The following is an 18,379-nucleotide window of genomic DNA, read 5'->3' on the forward strand; positions in this document are numbered from 1 at the left end:
GTTGTGAATTAACCATATCAGAAAGGGGTTCTTTTTGCATCACCTAACGGGTGATGAAGCAATTTACTACAAGTACTATAATCACAACATTAATTGACATTTTTAGAAAAACTATGAATTATTCAGGATCATAATGATTATTTAAGTAATTTAATTCTTGTTCAGAATATTTATAATCTTTCAGCTCTTCGGGACTGACATTTTTAATCATACGTCCGCGTGACAAGGCCAATTGTGATAGTTCCATAGGTTTAGCCAAGTAATCAGCTTCTTCTTGTGTATCAGCCACGACAATTAAGTAACTGACCATCACAGATGGTTTTTCAAAGAAACGGCTAGCTTGAAATTCATTGCGGTATTGTTTGAATACTTCAGGGTCTGTTTCTAAACCAAAGAATTTCGCAAAACTATAGCCTAAGCCCATTTCTCCCGCTTTACTTGCAGATTGACCAGAAGATCCTAACATCCATGGTTGTGTTAAAGTCAATGTTCCTTGTGGCATCGCGTTCGTTCTTCCATAATAGCCATCTGCCTGTTGGTCTGATAAGTAATCCAGAATGATTTCAATCTTATCGTATTGATCATCGAAAGAGTTAGGCTTTCCTTGTGCCAGTGCAACAATTTCATTCGGTCCACTTCCGGGTGCACGTCCAAGTCCAATATCAATGCGGTCGGGAGCTAATGCTGTTAAAGTTTTGAAGTTTTCTGCTATTTTCAATGGTGAGTAGTGCATAATCATTGTTCCACCCGTACCTAAGCGGATTTTTGATGTCACCGCAGACATATAAGCTGCTAATAATTCTGGTGATGAGCTTGCGTGGGTCGGTGAGTTATGATGCTCTGCAAACCAATAGCGTTTGTAATTTAACTTTTCTATCTCTTGAACAAAGCGCTTTGTTCGCTCAAATGCTGCCTCAGGGGTTTCTCCGTCATTTAATGTTACTAAATCGTGTACGCCTAATTCCATATATAAATCGTCCTCTCATATTGAATATTCTTATCTTCATTGTAACAAGTGAATAGAGAAAAAGATTGCTATATGCTTTAAATTTAAGGGAATACTGCTTTGTCCTAGTAGTTATTTTACAATTAAGTGGTTTCATTATATGATTACTTAGATGATACTAACAAAAGGAGTGATTAGATGGCTGGGCATTCAAAATGGAAAAATATACAAAAACGAAAAAATGCACAAGATTCTAAAAAAGGGAAAATCTTCCAAAAGCTATCCCGTGAAATTTATGTCGCTGCAAAAAATGGTGGCGATCCGGATATGAATCCGTCACTGCGTCTCGTACTTGATAAAGCAAAAAGTGCGAATATGCCAAACGATAACGTTGAACGTGCAATTAAACGTGCAACCGATTCGGCTGATGGTGCTAATTATGATGAAGTTGTTTATGAAGGTTACGGACCGGGCGGGATTGGTGTCTTAGTTTATGGACTAACTGATAACCATAACCGTACAGGAACAAATATCCGTACGGCTTTTAATCATAATGGTGGTAACTTAGGTGAGAAAGGTTCTGTTGCTTTCCAGTTTGAACGTAAGGGGTATATTGCGATTGAACGTGAAGGATTAGAAGATGACGAAGATACATTAATGATGAATATTCTTGAAGCTGGCGCGGAAGATATGGAGCTGTCAGATGACGTTGTGGAAGTTTACACGGCTCCAACTGATTTTACTGCTGTTCGTGATGCTTTAGCTGAAAACTACACATTAGCTCAATCTGAATTAACGATGAAACCAAATATTTCTGTGCCACTTGATGAGGCACTTGTAGAAGAATTTGAAGCTATGATCGATATTATTGAAGATGACGATGATGTCACTGATGTTTATCATAACGCAGAGTATTAATAATTTTTAAATCATTAGGCCAGTGAGTTGCGTATGCATGTTGCTGGCCTATTTCTTTACTCATTTTAAATGAATAATTGCACATTTATCCATATCAATAGCAGTCTACTTCGATTAGCTTTATACTTTAATAAAGCTATTTGAAAGAGGTGCTCATAATGGAAACTTACTTTAAAATCAAAAGAGGGAAATTAGCCACAGCTATTTTCTTAATCATCGGCTTAGTCTTTACTTGGTATGGAGCCACATTTTCCTTTATCCTTTTCCCGATGCTCGGCCAAGACGACTTTGATAATCAGTTAAGCATCATTGCGTTTATACCCCTGATTTTTTTAATTATTGGACTCATTCTTTTGGGTTACTCGATTTATTCAATCGTCAACGCAACGTATATCACGGCTAGTGAGGATACAATTCAATATCACAAGGAGACTTATGATGTTAGTCGTATTCATCGTTTTGTCTATCGTTCTCGCTTTATTCGAAGAAAACGCGGAAATGATCATACTGAAGAAATCGTCATCGAAGGTGAAGATGGTGCGATGATTATGAATATTACGAATAAAAACATGTGGACTAAGAAAGTTCTAGAATTAATCAGGGAACATTATCCAAATATTCCCCTCATTACGTAATAAAATTTACGAACTAATCGACAATTTCGCCTTTGTGTCTATTATCTCGAATTAGAGGTTTACATTCATTCAAACACCCTTTATAATATAAAAAGTAAGTTAATTATTTAGAAATAGAGGAGAATTTATTTATTATGGCAGAATTTAAACATGTAATCAAAAACCGTCGCTCAATCTACGCTTTAGGTACAAACAGCGAGTATTCAATCGAAGACATCGTAGCTACAATCCGTGAAACTCAAAAAGATGTTCCTTCAGCTTTCAACAGCCAAACATCACGTTTAGTTGTTTTAACTGGTGAAGCAAACACTAAACTTTGGAACTTAATCTTAGATGTTCAAAAAGAAGTTTTAGACCAAGCAACTTGGGACTTCATGTCACCAATTATGGAAGGGGCTAAAAACGGTATCGGTACAGTATTATTCTTCGAAGACCGCGATGCAGTAGCTAAAATGCCTACTCAAGGTCAACGTACTGAAGCTTACAAACAAAACAACTCAGCTAACTCACAATACGCTACTTGGTTAGCATTAGCTGAAATGAACTTAGGTGGATCACTACAACACTTTAACGTAGGCTACGAACAAGGATTCGATAAAGCAATCCGTGAAATGTTCAACCTACCAGAATCATTTGAATTAGTAGCACAAATGCCATTTGGTTCAGTTGAACAAGGTGCTGGCGATAAAGAATATATCGATTCAGAAGTACAAGTTCAATTAATTAAATAGTTTAACATTAAACCCCCATCATTCGGTTGATGGGGGTTTTACTTACGCTAGTCTGCTGAGTGACTTACGTAAAATATATAATGCGAATATAAATGTCATAACTTCAACAATCATCATCGTGAGCCACACACCGATGAGGTCAAACCACAAGGCCATCACAAGTAGCACCGGAATGATTAAAATAAAACCACGCAGTGCCGATAAGATAAGCGAAGATCTCGCTTGATTGATCGCTGCCAAATAATAAATCACAACAAAATTCATTCCCGTAAATAAGAATGACATAAAGTATAATGGAATCCCTTGAAGCGCAATCAGTGCCATCTCTTGATTTTGTTCACTATTAAAAATTGCTACTAACCCGTCTGGGAAAAAGAAACCTATCCCAAAAATAATTAAACTAAGGAATACCGCCGCAATGAGCGCAAGTTTTAACACATGTTTTAATTCTTTCGAATTTCCTTGCCCTAAGAACTTACTTGCTAGTGGTTGAAAACCTTGACCTAAGCCTGTAAATAAAGCAATTACTATAATATTAATGTTGGCAATAATTGCATAGGCTGATACAGCAATATTTCCAACCAATCTTAATAAGACAATATTGAATAAAAACATCACGACGGCCGAAGAAAACTCGTTAAAGAATGAAGAAAAGCCTAGACTCACAATGTCTTTAAGTTTCTTAATTTGCATACTTACTTTATTAAAGTGCAAGTGATGATCAATCCTGTGCCAATGTAAAGTTGCTACTAAAATCGACGTTATTGGTGAGAATACCGTCGCAATTGCCGCTCCTTTTAACTCCATTTGTAAAGGGAATATAAAGATATAGTCTAATACGATATTCACTAGCCCTCCAGTTAGCATCGCAATCATCGCAAGACGTGGATTATTATCATTTCTTAAAAATGAAATAAAGACAAAATTGACCATAAACAGCGGTGAAAAGAACATCAATATATCATAATAGCTTTTCGCTAGAGAATAAGTCCCTTCATTCGCACCTAAAAATCGCAAAATGGGTTCCGAGAATAGACTCGTCATCGCCGCAAATGCAATTGCAGCACTAATTGTAAACATAAATGTCATATTAAATAAACGGTTCGCATCAGCAAATTGCTTCTTACCAAGGGCAATCGCAAATAAAGTTGCCCCACCAATTCCAAACATCCAACCAATCCCATTAAATACATTAACCATTGGTAATACAATATTTAAAGCTGCTATACCCCGTGAACCGACACCATTTGCGATAAAGAATGTATCCGCAAAGATAAACAGCGATTGTCCCATCATACTTAACATCGCTAAGGATACATATTGCATAAACTGCTTTCGCGTCCTTGACGCTTGATTACTCAGACCTACCAAATTCATTTCCTCCTCAAATAAAAAAGACTCCCTCCCTTTTGTTTCTAAGACCTACACAAAAGGAAAAGAGCCTACTATTTCATCCGGTGATAAAATAATTGCTTTGCTTTAATTACAAGCATTGTAGCAACTTATTATTTTAAAGTCAAACCTCTCCGGATTTTTTAATTGGGTTGTTTTGAAAAGTAATAATCGACAGCGTATTTGAATGTCGCAAGTAAATGAGCTCGCGCTTCTTTCGCAATTGGCGTATTTGGTTGAATGATATCAAAGGCATGATACGCCCCTTCAAATAATTTAAAATGCACTGGCACGCCAGCCTCAAGTAAATGACTAATATAGCTGACTGTTTCATCGAAGAAAGGCTCCATTGTTCCAACATGTGTATAAGTTGGCGGTAAATTTGAATAATCTGTCGCTTGTGCTGGTGAAGCGTAGATAGGTAGGTTTTCTGCTTGGTAATCAGGACCTAAATACATCTTCCAAGCAACTTCATTATATTGGCTGTTCCATACTGGGCTATTCTCTATTTGCGCTGAAGCAGTCTGTCTACTTGCATCTAACATAGGGTATAAAGGGATTTGAAAGGCAATATTCACTTCCCCGCGGTCCCTTGCTAAAAGTGATAGAGCTGCAGTGAGTCCGCCACCCGCACTATCACCACCAATAAATAGTTGATCAGACCGGACACCGTACTCTGATGCAAGATCTTTTAACCATTGTAAAGATAAGTAAGCATCTTCTAATGCCGCAGGATAAGGTGCATCGCCAGATAGTGTGTAATCGGGTGCAACGACAACAGATCCGCTTACTCTAATAAAGTCATCAATAAGACTTGCATCCTGCTCCGGTGCACCTAGTGAGTAGCCACCCCCATGAAGCCAGAGTAGCCCGGGTGCTTTATCAATTGAAGCATCCCATTGTTTACCTGAATGATTTAGAAAGATTTCTTTATCTGATGACATTCGTTCACGGGGTCGAAAGACGCATAATCGAAGCAATGATCCGTCTTTACGTGGAATCCACACTTCTGTTAAGCGATTGGGTCCTGAGTATTTACCATATAAAGCTTTTTGAGAAAAGCGCCCTAACTTTTTCATTTTTCGTTGATTCATCTTAGGTTGTAAACGACGAATCCATTTTCCTACTTGACGTAATTCTGGATGGAGCATATCTGTCGTTATTTTCATAATCTTCGCCTCCTTGTAATTTTATTGTACTGCACTTTATCCCAAGTTGCATTCGATACGATTTATTCGTTTGAGGAAATGCTATAGAGAACATGTTTTTCTAATAGGATTGGATTTTTAATTGACATCTTTGACCAATCCTGATATTATTATTAAATAGTAATCATTACTGTTTGTAATTTTAAATAAAAGGAGTTCAAAATGCGTATTAATATTTTAATGGAAAGCAAAGAAACTGGCGAGCGTTTATACTTAACAACGAAAAATCGCCGTAATAACCCGGATCGACTAGAATTAATGAAGTATTCACCAAAATTAAGACGTCGTACTTTATTCACTGAAGTTAAAAAATAAGGAGGATTTACATACTTGGCTAAAAAATCTAAACAAGCAAAATACGAAAAACAAATCGCACTAGTAGAACAATATGCAGACTTACGTCGTGAGTTAAAAGCTGCGGGAGACTATGAAGGTTTAAGTAAATTACCCATTGATTCAAACCCTAACCGCTTAAAACTGCGCGATAAAATCGATGGCCGTCCACGAGGCTACATGCGAAAATTCGGAATGTCACGAGTTAACTTTAGAAAATATGCACATCTAGGGCAAATCCCGGGTGTTCATAAAGCCAGCTGGTAATTGAAGTAAAGGAGCAAATATCCATGGGAGCAATGAATGCATCAAGTGCTTATCGTCACTTAAAAAGTCCAAATATCAAAACTCGCAAACGCGCGTTAAAATTAATTAAAGAAGCAAAACGTAAAAAGAATTAAAGTTGTGATACACCTTGTAGACCGATTGGTTTATGAGGTGTTTTTTTGATTTTCCCTATATAAATACCCCCTAAATTCGTGAATGAATTTAAGGGGTGATTATAAATCTATCTAATTTGAACTGAGTATTATATGAAACCTCACGACAAGGGAAATTGGTCAGCTAACGGGATTTGTCATCTCATGACAAGGGAAATTGAACAGCTAACGGGACGGGTCATCGCATGACAGGGGAAATTAAACCGCTAACAGGACTGGTCATCGCATGACAGGGGAAATTAAACGACTAACGGGACTGGTCATCGCATGACAAGGGAAATTGAACAGCTAACGGGACTGGTCATCGCATGACAGGGGAAATTAAACGACTAACGGGACTGGTCATCTCATGACAAGGGAAATTGAACAGCTAACGGGACTGGTCATCTCATGACAGGGGAAATTAAACGACTAACGGGACTGGTCATCTCATGACAGGTCCCGTTAGACTATTCCTCCTAATAAGGAAAATACTTTATCGTTTTTTCTTAAACTGAGCCGTATCATGAAGCTATCTATATTTCGATTAGTCTTCTACTGAATACTTAACTTCAATGCTTTTAGATTTTCCTGCATAGCTTCAATATAGCCTAAGTCCTGGTCTTGAGGAGCTACTTCTAAATCGTATAATTGAACGATCTCTACTCCGGTTTCCAAAGCAATCGTCTGAGCGATAGAAGTATTTCCTCCTTGTTGGTAGTAGATGATTGAAGCATCAATTTCGTCAATTATTTTTGCAATCTCACCAATCCGTGCTGGGCTTGGCTCGACCTCAGTTGATAATCCACCAACAGATATTTGCTCAAGTTGATAGCGATCGGCTAAGTAACCGAACGCTTCGTGTTGAACAACGAATGATCGATTCTTTGCATCAGCAAAAGCTTGCTCATAATCCTCATGTAAAGTTTGTAATTTCTGGTTGAAAGCTTCAGCGTTCGCTCTATATTCACTTTCTCCTTCAGGATCTGCTTGTATCAAGGCTTCTTGAATTCTATTTACTTGATCGATTGCTAAGACAGGGTCTAACCAACTATGAGGGTCCAGCTCATCGTGGTTATCAATATGTACGTTTAAAATTTCTGATTTGATGAGTACTTCACCATCATTATTCATTCCTAATGCTTGAACCGAAAAGCTGGAATTAGATGCTTCATATTCAAACAGTTCCGTCGTTTGATCTTCTACTCTCTGCCAGTCTTCCCCTGGATAGTTTACTTGCCATCGCCATTCCGTCACGGCTTCCGTTGAGTTAGCTTGCAGTGTTATCACATCGCCAGTATGATAATGATCGGATAAGCCGATAATTTCCACACCCATTGCCTCATAACCTTCCTCTTCTGCTTCAGTGAGATTTTGCTCTGAATGATTATGATGCTGTTCTGTTCCATTTCCACTCGCTTGGACAATTACAAGCTCTTCTTTGTCAAAATTGTTAAGTAGTGATTCAACCCAATGTTCCATTGTGTCACTACTATAAACAAATACATCTGCATTATTAACTGCCACAATATTATAGACACTTGGTTCATAGCCATGAGGACTCGCATTGTCTGTCACCAATTGACTGACGTTAATTCGATCACCTCCAACTTGTTTAACAAATTCATACATTGGATAAAATGAAGTAACAACAGTTATTTTTTCTTCTTCAGATTCATTAGCAAATGCAACCTTCGACATCCCTAGGTTATTTACGATTAACATGCTAATAAACATCACCATCAAGTGTTTGCTATATTTTTTTAATATCATACACAATCTCCTTTTCTAAATAGGACTGCAGTACAAAGTGCACTCTTAGTGGGCTAACATATCGTGGACTAAGCCTGAAGCATCTAGTTCAGAAGGATAGTATGTTGGCCAGTGATCAACCTCCTCTAGTAATTCATCACGATTATCCCCCCAATATAAATGAAAATGAGCGGAATCTGTCGGAGAAATACTATGGTCACTAAATTGAATAAACTCTGGCATATCCGCTGCTTGGCCATCTACTTTTTTGAAGATAAAACGCACTCCTCGATTACCACGATCATAAGTTAAAACTTCATAACCATCATATTCATATTGGGCACTTACTTCATTTTCATCTTCATAATAGAATGTAAACGTATCATCATTAATAACAATTCGATTCAAATCAGTTTCATAACCTGTCGTGTAATATTCTTTGTATGCTTGAGCTGTCATTGTGTCGTTCTCGCTAGCTTTAGATTCAAAAACTTCATCCAAATCCCCTGACTCAAGATAAGGATAGACCGATTGCCAATCGCCTTCCCAATCAGATAAGTCACGATCAGCTATCTCATCATTATAGAAGAATCCATTATAAATTCGTTCCCCATTCCCATCTTCATCCCCACTATGGTGGTCATCAATAACAACTTCGACCACTTCTGAATCTTCAATTAAATCTCCATTACTTTCTAGTAATGCAGCTTTAATTTGTAAACCATTAGTCGTAGCCTCTCTTGAAAATATCTGACTTGTTAAACCCGCTACGGGTTCCCACTCCGATGCTTCACTGTCCTTGATATACCATTGCCATGACCCTTCAGTCTCTCCCTCAATTGAAGCAACTAACTCAATCTCATCCCCCGTATGATAATGTTCCGCCAATCCTTCAATAGAGATCGACGTTGCTTTTTCTTGGCTCTCTGTTACTTGACTTTCCTGTGCTGTAACCATTGCTTCTCCCCCGGGCGCTATTGCCACCAAAGTTATGCTTGCCAACGAAATCAATAATACTTTTTTCATTTCTCATTCCACCTTTTCTGTAAATAGTAATAATTACTGTTTAGACTCTATATTTTATTTACCTATGTGTCAAGATATTTTTCTATAATATTGAATGAAAATTTATTCATATGATCCTACTTGTATAATATTTAACTATCTATATTAAAGCGATTAAATCGAACTATTCTAATGATACAAATTGATAAAACTAAAATATTTTCGTTAAAATTATCAAATTTATTCGCTTTAGAAATAAATGTAATTGACCACCCTGGTCAATAATGCTAGAATTCAAATAAGTTGACCAGTGTGGTCATTTATAGAAAGTAGGTGCTATATGTTTGAAAGTCAGCAATTTAATCGAATTGATGATGCAAAGAAGGAACGCATTCTAAGTGCAGCTTTTAAAGAATTTGCTGAGAAAGGGTTTGATGACGCTTCAACAAACCGGATTGCTAAGGAAGCGAATATTAGTAAGGGGAGTTTGTTTAATTACTTCAATAACAAAGAAGGTTTGTTTAAGTATTTAATTGAATTATCTTTAGAACGCATTGATACCATGTATTTTCAAAAGGTAAATTATGACATTACGGATATTTTTGAGCGGATTATTCATTTTTCAGAAATAAAAAATCAAGAATACCCTAGATTTAAAGATACGTTTGATTTTTTAGGTCATATTTTTGTAAATATATCCCGCTACACAACTATATGTGAAGGCTTACCGCAAGCTAAACTAGCGATTGAAAAGCAAGTTGATAAAGTATTAAATAAAGACATTGATTTAACTAAATTTCGTGAGGATATTGATGCGGAGAAAGCGTTGAATCTAATCTATTGGTCAATAGAAGGTTATCGGAATAAGCTTGTGACACAATTTTCTGATACGGATTTTACAGAAATCAATTCAGCAGACCTAACACCACATTACGATGAATTCTTTGCTTACATTCATTTATTGAAGACAGTATATTATAAACCAGCATACGTTACTGACGGTTCTAAATAAGGAGGACAACATGTCAAAAGTCATTGAAGTAAAAAATTTAACGAAGAGCTTTGGAAATTTCACAGCCTTAGATAAAGTCAATTTAAATGTTAACAAAGGTGAAGTCCATGGCTTTATTGGGCCAAATGGTGCTGGTAAATCAACGACAATTCGAGTTCTGCTAGGTATGTTAAAAGCAGATTCGGGGCAAGTTAAAGTATTTGACCAAGATGCGTGGAAACAATCCGTTGATATTCATAGACGCATTGCCTATGTCCCAGGTGACGCAAATCTTTGGCCAAACCTCACTGGGGGTCAAACCATTGATCTGTTACTGAAGATGCATGGAGGTCCAGTGAACCAAACTCGTCTGGATGATTTAATTCAGCGTTTTGAACTTGACCCGACTAAGAAGAGTCGAACTTATTCAAAAGGAAACCGTCAGAAAGTTGTTTTAATCGCCGCTTTTGCAGCAGATGTGGATTTTTATATCTTAGATGAGCCTACTTCTGGATTGGATCCATTAATGGAACGGCTTTTCCAAGAGCTCGTCTTTGAAGCAAAGGAAAATGGTAAAAGTGTGCTCCTATCGAGTCATATCTTATCCGAAGTGGAACGTCTGTGTGATAGTGTGTCGATTATTCGTAAGGGCCAAATTATCGAGTCAGGCACACTCGATGAGTTGCGTCATTTAACTCGAAGTAAATTAACGATTCAAACTGAAATGCCAGTGCCTGGTTTGGCTCAATTAGAAGGTATCCATGATTTGGTGGAGATGGACGATAATCATTATCAAATGCAGATTGAAAGTCAGAGACTTAATGCAATTATGCAACATCTTTCAGACTTTAATTTAGTTAAGTTAGAAAGCCAACCGCCAACTTTAGAAGATTTATTACTACATCATTATGAGAATCCGCAAGGAGGTCAGTAATTTATGCTCACACAGCTTTTTAAAGAGACTGGCCGGATGTTTAGTTTATTATTTCGACAGCATCGGCTAAATATATTTCTTTGGCTGGTTGGGATCGTTGGACTAACTATAAGTGTGGCTTACGTTTATCCGATGATTTATGAAAATCAAAGCGACTTAGTTGGCCTAGGTATTACAATGCAAAACCCAGCCATGACAGCAATGCTAGGTCCTGCACAGTCACCATCGGATTATACGGCTGCGATTGCTTTTGCTGGAGAGATGTTGTTATTTACAGCGATTGGCATGGCTGTTATGAACATTTTATTAGTAAGCACAACAACGCGGTTGGATGAAGAAGAAGGACGGTTAGAGCTCGTTCAATCATTACCTGTTGGAAAATTATCCTATACTACCGCTTCGACTTTATTAATGCTTATACTCAATGGAGTCATAACAATAGTGATTGCGGTCGGTTTAGGTGTTATGGATAATGCAGATTTTACTTGGGAGGCTTCATTATTGTATGGAGCTGTTCTTGGGTCCACTGGGTTATTCTTTTCAGGAGCTACCATTGTCGCTGCTCAATTAAGTGAGACAACACGTGGAACTCGCGGGATTGCTTTCACTGTACTCATTCTTTCATATCTTATTCGTGCAGTTGGTGACGTTAGTAATGAAACTCTGTCACTTTTCTCACCATTAGGTTGGACTGTGCGTACTGAAGTGTTTGCGACGAATGAATGGTGGCCAATCATTGGATTAGCGGTTGGATCAGTAATTCTAATTGGCGTTGGCTTTATATTAAATCGTCGTCGCGATATTTTTCAAGGATTACTACCGCAACGTCCAGGTAGAAAAAATGCTTCTTGGTTCTTAAAAACTTTACCAGGTTTTGTTTGGAGTCAAGAAAAGGTTAAACTCATTTCATGGGCTTTAGGAATTTTCCTTATAGCAGCAGCTTTTGGTGCGATCTTAGGTGATCTTGAAATGTACTTTGCTGACATGGATATTTTGCAAGCTTTTCTACCAAATTTAGACACTGCTACTTTAACTGAAGAATTTACACGATTATTGTTCGCGATTATGTCGCTATTTACTGGCATCCCGGCTGTTACGATGATCACGAGCCTGAAGCATGAGGAAGATATTGGGCGATTGGAAAATATATACAGTCGTTCTGTTTCACGCACGAAGTTGTTACTGACCTATTATTGTATCGGTTTAGTATTTATTGCAATTATGCAACTTTTAATGGCGATAGGTATTTACTACCCTGCCAGCCTTGTGATGGACGAACCTTTATCTCTAGTAACTTTTGTTGAAATGGCCTTGTTATATGTTCCTAGCATATGGTTCCTTTTAAGCTTGGCAACGTTCATACTCGGCTTTATTCCTAAAGTCATGCAATTAATTTGGCTTTACTTAACATTCTCTTTCATCGTGAGTTATTTAGGTGAACTTATGGAATTTCCAGAATGGTTAAATAACTTATCTGTCTTTTACCATACGCCAGTGGAATTCGATGGGTTCCCTCTACTTGTCATAATCGTTGTAGCTATTGTACTATCGGCGCTTGGTTTCATTGGATATAACCGCCGTGATTTGAAAAATTAATAGTAAAAAAACCGCTAAAGCATTTTTCAACTTTAGCGGTTTTTCTAGTTTCTTTCTCTAATACGGTTACGGTAATCATTCACGAAATTAGGCCAATCGGTCTTGATGACGTTGACTCCGTATTTTCTCATAATACTCCAGACATAAGTTTCACTACAAAGAATTGCGGCTGTATCGTCCAGCACATCGAATAGTTTATACTCTCTACCAAGGTGTTCAGAATTGGCAATAATCATCATATCTTGGTGAATCAGTTTATTTAACCAATTACTTTCTAGCAATGAATGATGATTTAAATCATCAATTCTTAAATCAACACCAATTAATCGAATATTTTCATAAGTCTTTACTCGTTCAAAGTCAGCTTGTTCGTAGGCAATCGCAACGATTGGTATATTCACATTCGCTTCGTTTAACAACTCTAATGACTTTGGTTCAGCTGGTGCTTTTAGGAATAATAATTCTTTCTTACCTGATTTGATTAATATGTCAAAAAGAGCTTCATCATCCCAGTAATCTGACGTTCGATCTATATTTACAATATAGTTTATTGGAAGCCAATCTAGAAAGTCTTCTAACTTTTCTACTCGGTAGCCAGATTTTTGTCCATTCGAATTGAGTAACACTAAAGAATCAATCTCTTCAGAGGTCATCTCTTCAAACTCTTTATCAACATCTAGTAACATTCTTACGACTAATTTATGAAATAAATAATACACGCCGTCAGCTGAGCGACATACGTCGACCTCTATAATATCTGCTCCCGCTTTTTTAGCGGTAATTGCAGCTTGACGGGTATTTTGAATTACATTCCCACCCCAGAATCCGCGGTGGGCCATAATTAAGAACTTTTTATCATCTTTGGTTTGTTTAATAATATTTTCACTCATTTTATTCTCTTTCTTTTAATTTTTCTATTAACTATTTTTTTAATTATATTTTCGATTAAGGCTAAAAATACCTGTCAGTTTGTAAAAGGTATACATTGCGAATATACTCATATTGTAATCGATTACCTACATTTGTCATTATAACACCGTCTTGAGGGTATTGATATGCCTTTTCTATGTTTTCCTTAATGATATTAATAATATTCATTAACTAGTATTTAATAACGCTTGCACATTTTAATTCCGTGTGTTATCTTTGTATCACATTAGAAAAATTAAAATTCAAGGAGAAAACTAAATGATTCTGTTAACAAATACAAAATTAAACAACGTCGTCGTCGACGCTGTCAGGACTTAGCTTATTCGATAAAAATTCGAATATATGCCAAGTCCTATTCGTGTTTGTTGACAGAATAGGATTTTCTTTTTAAAAGCCCTATTCTATCCGCAAGATAGAATAGGGCTTTTTATTTTTCTATTAAAACTTAAAAAAGGGGATTATTATTATGAAACTAAGAAAAATGGGACTAACATTACTATCAATGCTTACTTTAGGGGCTAGCTTAACGCCTGCTATGTCCACTGCAAACGCACAAGAAGAGGAACCAATTCGCATTGGTGCGAATTTAGAACTCTCTGGATACGGATCAGCTTACGGTGTACCTATCATCGATAATCTGACATTAGCTGCTGAAGAAATCAATGAAGCGGGCGGTTTATTAGGTGGCCGCATGATCGAAATTATTGACTATGACAATACTTCGAACAAAACTGAAGCAACATCCATTGCGACTCGCCTAGCCGGTGAAGATGTAGCAGCAGTTCTTGGCCCAGCAACATCAGATATGATTTATGCATCACGCCCTTCTGCCATTCAAAGTCAGTTACCGACAATGTATCCAGTTGGAACGTCTGATGATCTAACAATCGATGAGAATGGTGATGTAATAAGCAATATCTTCCGTTTAGCTTTTACGTATTCTTTCCAAGGTAAAGCTGCTGCTAGATATGCTATGGACGAATTAGGTGCAACAAACGCAGCAGTTATTACTGACCAATCCAATGATTATTCGGTTGGTTTAGCCGATCCTTTTAAAGCAGAATTCGAAGCTTTAGGTGGGACAATTACTGAAGAACTCTTCTACAACGCTGGCGAGCAAGACTTTATGGGTCTATTGACTTCATTGGCTGCCCTTGATTTTGATGTTTTATATATACCTGGTTTCTTTAGTGAAGGTGGAATCATTGTTCGACAAGCGCGTGAAATGGGTCTAATGCAACCAATTCTAAGTGGACATGGCTTCGCAAGTGATACATTATTAGAAATTGCTGGCCCACAAAATGCAACAGACTTATATATTACCTCTCACTTCCATACTGGTAGTGAAAACCCAGGCGCTCAAGAATATGTTGCGAAATTCGAAGAACGTTACGGTGAATCACCTGACACATTTGATGCTTTAAGTTATGACGCTGCCCACTTAATCTTCCAAGCTATTGAAGAAGCCGGAACAGATGACCCTGAAGCAATTCGCGAATCAATGGAAAATATTCAGTTTGAAGGAATCACTGGTGCATTCCAATACGATGAATACCATAATGCCGTAGAAACTGCCCCAATGTTACATTATATCGATGGAGAAGTAGCTGAAGTATTTGAAGTTGATGGGAACTAATAAATAGACAGATAAACGGAGCTTACTTCTAGTGAGTTCCGTTTTTTATTGTCATAAAACTATAGCACGAATAAAGTCCATTAATAATGCTTGCACATTTAAATTCCATGTGATATCTTTGAATTACATTAGAAATCATTAAAATTTAAGGAGAAACCCCAATGCTTCTGTTATCAAACATGAAATTAAATAACGCCATTATTATTATTATTAACGGCCTCAGGACTTAGCTTATTCGAAAAAATCGAATAACTGCTCAGTCCTATTCATGTTTGAACACAGAATAGGAAAATCTTTTTTAATAGTCCTATTCTATCCGAAAGATAGATTAGGGCTTTTTATTTTTTCTATTGAATATTATATAAGGGGATTATTATTATGAAATTAAGAAAACTAGGATTAACGTTACTTTCAATGCTTACTTTAGGGACAAGTTTAACACCTGCTAAGACTACTGCACAGGCACAGGATCAAGAACCAATTCGCATTGGAGCAAACTTGGAACTGTCTGGTGTCGGATCAGCATACGCTGTACCAATGATGGATAATCTGACATTAGCTGCCGAGGAAGTTAATGAAGCGGGCGGTCTCTTAGGTGGTCGAATGGTCGAAATCGTAGAATACGATAACACATCGAATAAAGCAGAAGCAACTTCGATTGCGACTCGTTTAGCTAGTGAAGGTGTATCTGTAGTTTTTGGTCCTGCAACGTCTGACCTAGTTTACGCATCCCGTCCAACTGCGGTTGAAAGTCAGTTACCAACTATATATCCCGTAGGAACAGCAGACGATTTAGCTTTAGATGAGAACGGTGAAGTTATCAGTAATATCTTCCGTTTAGCCTTTACTTATACATTCCAAGGAAACGCAGCTGCAAGGTTTGCGATGGACGAATTAGGCGCAACCAATGCAGTGGTTATTACTGACCAATCAAAAGACTATTCGGTTGGTTTAGCTGAGCCTTTCAAAGCAGAATTTGAAAATTTAGGCGGAACAGTTGTTGATGAAGTGTTCTATAATGATGGCGAGCAAGACTTTATGGGCTTACTCACTTCAATTGCTGCCCTTGATTTCGATGTCTTATATGTCCCCGCCTTCTTCAGTGAAGCTGGAATCATCGTTCGCCAAGCACGTGAAATGGGTCTAATGCAACCAATTCTAAGTGGACATGGCTTCGCAAGTGATACTTTAACTGAAATTGCTGGCGCCCAAAACGCTACTGATCTTTACTTTACATCGCACTTCCATACAGGTAGTGACAATCCTGGTGCCCAAGAATACGTTGCGAAATTCGAAGAACGCTTCGGTCATGCACCCGATACATTCGACGCTTTAAGTTACGATGGCGCTCACTTAATCTTCCAAGCAATCGAAGAAGCAGGGTCAGATGATCCAACAGCGATCCGTGACGCGATGGAAAATATTCAATTCGAAGGCGTAACTGGATCATTCCAATACGATGACCTTCATAATGCCGTAAACTCCGCTCCTATGTTACATTTAGTAAACGGAGAAGTGACTGAGGAATATGTAGTGGATGGTAACTAACATAACATACAAACGGAGCTTACTTTATTGTAAGCTCCGTTTTTTTAACGAACCAAAAAAATAATCCTCACTCTTTACTAGAGTAAGGATTATTATAAACCGATAGCTTATTATGCCGAGGGCCGGAATCGAACCGGCACGGTAGTCACCCACCGCAGGATTTTAAGTCCTGTGCGTCTGCCAGTTCCGCCACCCCGGCAATAAAAAAAGTGGTTGGTCGTGACAACGACAAACAGAAGTATACCATCTAATTACATTATATGTCAATACTATCTTCATAATTTTATTATAATAATTTAATTCACTGAAATATTTACTAGTAAAGGTTATAATAGAATGTAACATGGACATAGGAGGTATTATATGAAATTAGGGATTTTAAAACCCAGTAATGCTGGAGAAAAGAGACTTACTCTACTACCAGAACACATCGAAGGCTTAGAAAATGATATATTAATCGAAGCTGGCTTTGGTGAAAGTTTAGAAATTACTGATAAAGAATATGAAGATAAAGGCTGTACAATACTTTCACGTAAAGAGGTCTATGAGCAAGCAGATGCTCTTTACTCGATGAAAGGTATACCGGAAGAGGAATATGATTTATTACAAGATAACCAAATTATCATTGGCTGGATCCACCCACAAGCCAAAGGTAAAGCATTCATGGAAGGGGTCGCAACTGATAAACATTTAATCATCTTAAACATTGATAACACACAACCAACCATTGCTTTTGAAGATAAGATTGAACCTATTCCATTTATCCGAAGTAACTTTACTTACAAAAACAGCGTTACCGCAGGTTATGTAGGTACCATTCATTCAATGTTAAGTTACGGTAAACTGTTCAGTTCGACAACGAATATCGCGATTCTTGGTTCGGGAAATGTATCTCAAGGTGCGATGAATGCTGCATCTAAACTTGGTGCTATTGATAATATTCGTATGTTCTACCATAGTAATTTAGATGAATTTTATAAAACTTATAGTGAATACGATGTGATTATTAACGGAATTGCGGTAACTGATCCAACAAATCATATGTTAACTTATGACCATGTTAAAAACATGAAAAAAGGAACGCTTGTTGTTGATTTAGCCGCTCAACCTGGTGAAGCCGTTGAATTCAGTAAAGAGACAACTTATGATGAACCATTACTTAAAGTGGACGATATCTTTGTCTACTGTATTCGTAACATCCCTTCATTAGTATACCGTACAGCAAGTGAAGTACTTTCTGAATCATTCACAAATTGGGTATTTAAACGCGACTTACAAGAATACATTGATCTAGCAAAAGAACATGGTTATAACATTAAATAAAGTATAGGTACCTTAAACTGAGTAACGATAAGTTATTCAGTTTTTTTGTTATCAATTAATAATCATTCATATTATTATATTG

General features: G+C 37.3%; 18 protein-coding genes and 1 tRNA gene. 12 read left to right on the forward strand and 7 right to left on the reverse strand.

Annotated elements, in window-relative coordinates:
* Positions 1 to 118: 118 nt before the first annotated feature.
* On the reverse strand, positions 119 to 967 hold the full coding sequence (locus FEZ33_RS08135; RefSeq protein WP_138404911.1) for an MsnO8 family LLM class oxidoreductase: 849 nt from the start codon (positions 965 to 967) through the stop codon (positions 119 to 121).
* A gap of 177 nt (positions 968 to 1,144) precedes the next feature.
* On the opposite strand from FEZ33_RS08135, the gene FEZ33_RS08140 reads away from it, so the two are divergent.
* From FEZ33_RS08140 to FEZ33_RS08150, 3 genes are all read left to right on the forward strand, one after another.
* The gene (locus FEZ33_RS08140; RefSeq protein ID WP_138404912.1) at positions 1,145 to 1,864 is read left to right on the forward strand and encodes a YebC/PmpR family DNA-binding transcriptional regulator; all 720 of its coding nucleotides are present in this window, start codon (positions 1,145 to 1,147) and stop codon (positions 1,862 to 1,864) included.
* A 158-nt stretch (positions 1,865 to 2,022) separates the two neighbouring features.
* On the forward strand, positions 2,023 to 2,499 hold the full coding sequence (locus FEZ33_RS08145; protein WP_138404913.1) for a hypothetical protein: 477 nt from the start codon (positions 2,023 to 2,025) through the stop codon (positions 2,497 to 2,499).
* Between the two features lie 134 nt (positions 2,500 to 2,633).
* The gene (locus tag FEZ33_RS08150; protein WP_138404914.1) at positions 2,634 to 3,230 is read left to right on the forward strand and encodes a nitroreductase family protein; all 597 of its coding nucleotides are present in this window, start codon (positions 2,634 to 2,636) and stop codon (positions 3,228 to 3,230) included.
* 42 nt (positions 3,231 to 3,272) lie between these two features.
* On the opposite strand, the gene FEZ33_RS08155 is transcribed toward FEZ33_RS08150, so the two are convergent.
* Positions 3,273 to 4,601: an MATE family efflux transporter gene (locus FEZ33_RS08155; RefSeq protein WP_171031332.1), complete on the reverse strand. Its 1,329-nt coding sequence runs from the start codon at positions 4,599 to 4,601 to the stop codon at positions 3,273 to 3,275.
* A 164-nt stretch (positions 4,602 to 4,765) separates the two neighbouring features.
* A complete protein-coding gene (locus FEZ33_RS08160; RefSeq protein WP_138404916.1) occupies positions 4,766 to 5,791 on the reverse strand; it encodes an alpha/beta hydrolase in 1,026 nt (341 codons plus the stop codon).
* A gap of 201 nt (positions 5,792 to 5,992) precedes the next feature.
* On the opposite strand from FEZ33_RS08160, the gene rpmG reads away from it, so the two are divergent.
* Genes rpmG through FEZ33_RS12475 form a run of 3 tightly spaced genes read left to right on the forward strand, consistent with a single transcriptional unit; the run spans position 5,993 to position 6,564 of the window.
* The gene (rpmG, locus tag FEZ33_RS08165; protein WP_138404917.1) at positions 5,993 to 6,145 is read left to right on the forward strand and encodes a 50S ribosomal protein L33; all 153 of its coding nucleotides are present in this window, start codon (positions 5,993 to 5,995) and stop codon (positions 6,143 to 6,145) included.
* 15 nt (positions 6,146 to 6,160) lie between these two features.
* Positions 6,161 to 6,430 (forward strand): 30S ribosomal protein S14, encoded by a 270-nt coding sequence (gene rpsN, locus FEZ33_RS08170; RefSeq protein WP_138404918.1) that lies wholly within the window; start codon positions 6,161 to 6,163, stop codon positions 6,428 to 6,430.
* Between the two features lie 23 nt (positions 6,431 to 6,453).
* Positions 6,454 to 6,564: a putative metal homeostasis protein gene (locus FEZ33_RS12475; protein WP_171031333.1), complete on the forward strand. Its 111-nt coding sequence runs from the start codon at positions 6,454 to 6,456 to the stop codon at positions 6,562 to 6,564.
* Between the two features lie 573 nt (positions 6,565 to 7,137).
* Here the strand turns inward: FEZ33_RS12475 and FEZ33_RS08175 are convergent.
* The gene (locus tag FEZ33_RS08175) at positions 7,138 to 8,355 is read right to left on the reverse strand and encodes a metal ABC transporter solute-binding protein, Zn/Mn family (RefSeq protein WP_138404919.1); all 1,218 of its coding nucleotides are present in this window, start codon (positions 8,353 to 8,355) and stop codon (positions 7,138 to 7,140) included.
* Positions 8,356 to 8,400: 45 nt separating this feature from the next.
* The gene (locus FEZ33_RS08180; protein ID WP_138404920.1) at positions 8,401 to 9,360 is read right to left on the reverse strand and encodes a ZinT family metal-binding protein; all 960 of its coding nucleotides are present in this window, start codon (positions 9,358 to 9,360) and stop codon (positions 8,401 to 8,403) included.
* A gap of 319 nt (positions 9,361 to 9,679) precedes the next feature.
* Here FEZ33_RS08180 and FEZ33_RS08185 point away from each other — a divergent pair, with 319 nt between their 5' ends.
* The 3 genes from FEZ33_RS08185 to FEZ33_RS08195 are packed head-to-tail and all read left to right on the forward strand — an operon-like array spanning position 9,680 to position 12,860.
* Positions 9,680 to 10,351, forward strand: a complete 672-nt coding sequence (locus FEZ33_RS08185; RefSeq protein WP_138404921.1) for a TetR/AcrR family transcriptional regulator — start codon at positions 9,680 to 9,682, stop codon at positions 10,349 to 10,351.
* Between the two features lie 10 nt (positions 10,352 to 10,361).
* The gene (locus FEZ33_RS08190) at positions 10,362 to 11,264 is read left to right on the forward strand and encodes an ABC transporter ATP-binding protein (RefSeq protein ID WP_138404922.1); all 903 of its coding nucleotides are present in this window, start codon (positions 10,362 to 10,364) and stop codon (positions 11,262 to 11,264) included.
* A gap of 3 nt (positions 11,265 to 11,267) precedes the next feature.
* Positions 11,268 to 12,860 (forward strand): ABC transporter permease, encoded by a 1,593-nt coding sequence (locus tag FEZ33_RS08195; RefSeq protein ID WP_138404923.1) that lies wholly within the window; start codon positions 11,268 to 11,270, stop codon positions 12,858 to 12,860.
* 44 nt (positions 12,861 to 12,904) lie between these two features.
* On the opposite strand, the gene FEZ33_RS08200 is transcribed toward FEZ33_RS08195, so the two are convergent.
* The gene (locus FEZ33_RS08200) at positions 12,905 to 13,750 is read right to left on the reverse strand and encodes a glycerophosphodiester phosphodiesterase family protein (protein ID WP_138404924.1); all 846 of its coding nucleotides are present in this window, start codon (positions 13,748 to 13,750) and stop codon (positions 12,905 to 12,907) included.
* A 506-nt stretch (positions 13,751 to 14,256) separates the two neighbouring features.
* Between FEZ33_RS08200 and FEZ33_RS08205 the strand changes: the two genes are divergently transcribed.
* Both FEZ33_RS08205 and FEZ33_RS08210 read left to right on the forward strand, forming a co-directional pair.
* Entirely contained in the window at positions 14,257 to 15,426 is a 1,170-nt protein-coding gene (locus FEZ33_RS08205; protein ID WP_138404925.1) for an ABC transporter substrate-binding protein, read from the forward strand.
* Positions 15,427 to 15,804: 378 nt separating this feature from the next.
* Complete coding sequence (locus tag FEZ33_RS08210) at positions 15,805 to 16,974, forward strand: ABC transporter substrate-binding protein (RefSeq protein ID WP_138404926.1); 1,170 nt, start codon at positions 15,805 to 15,807, stop codon at positions 16,972 to 16,974.
* 113 nt (positions 16,975 to 17,087) lie between these two features.
* Here FEZ33_RS08210 and FEZ33_RS08215 read toward each other — a convergent pair.
* A tRNA-Leu gene (locus FEZ33_RS08215) sits at positions 17,088 to 17,173 on the reverse strand.
* 164 nt (positions 17,174 to 17,337) lie between these two features.
* Here FEZ33_RS08215 and FEZ33_RS08220 point away from each other — a divergent pair.
* Positions 17,338 to 18,297, forward strand: coding sequence for a Rossmann-fold NAD(P)-binding domain-containing protein (locus tag FEZ33_RS08220; RefSeq protein WP_138404927.1), 960 nt, complete (start codon positions 17,338 to 17,340; stop codon positions 18,295 to 18,297).
* Positions 18,298 to 18,379 lie beyond the last annotated feature (82 nt).

It is taken from the genome of Ruoffia tabacinasalis, assembly GCF_005864045.1.
Lineage (GTDB): Bacteria > Bacillota > Bacilli > Lactobacillales > Aerococcaceae > Ruoffia > Ruoffia tabacinasalis.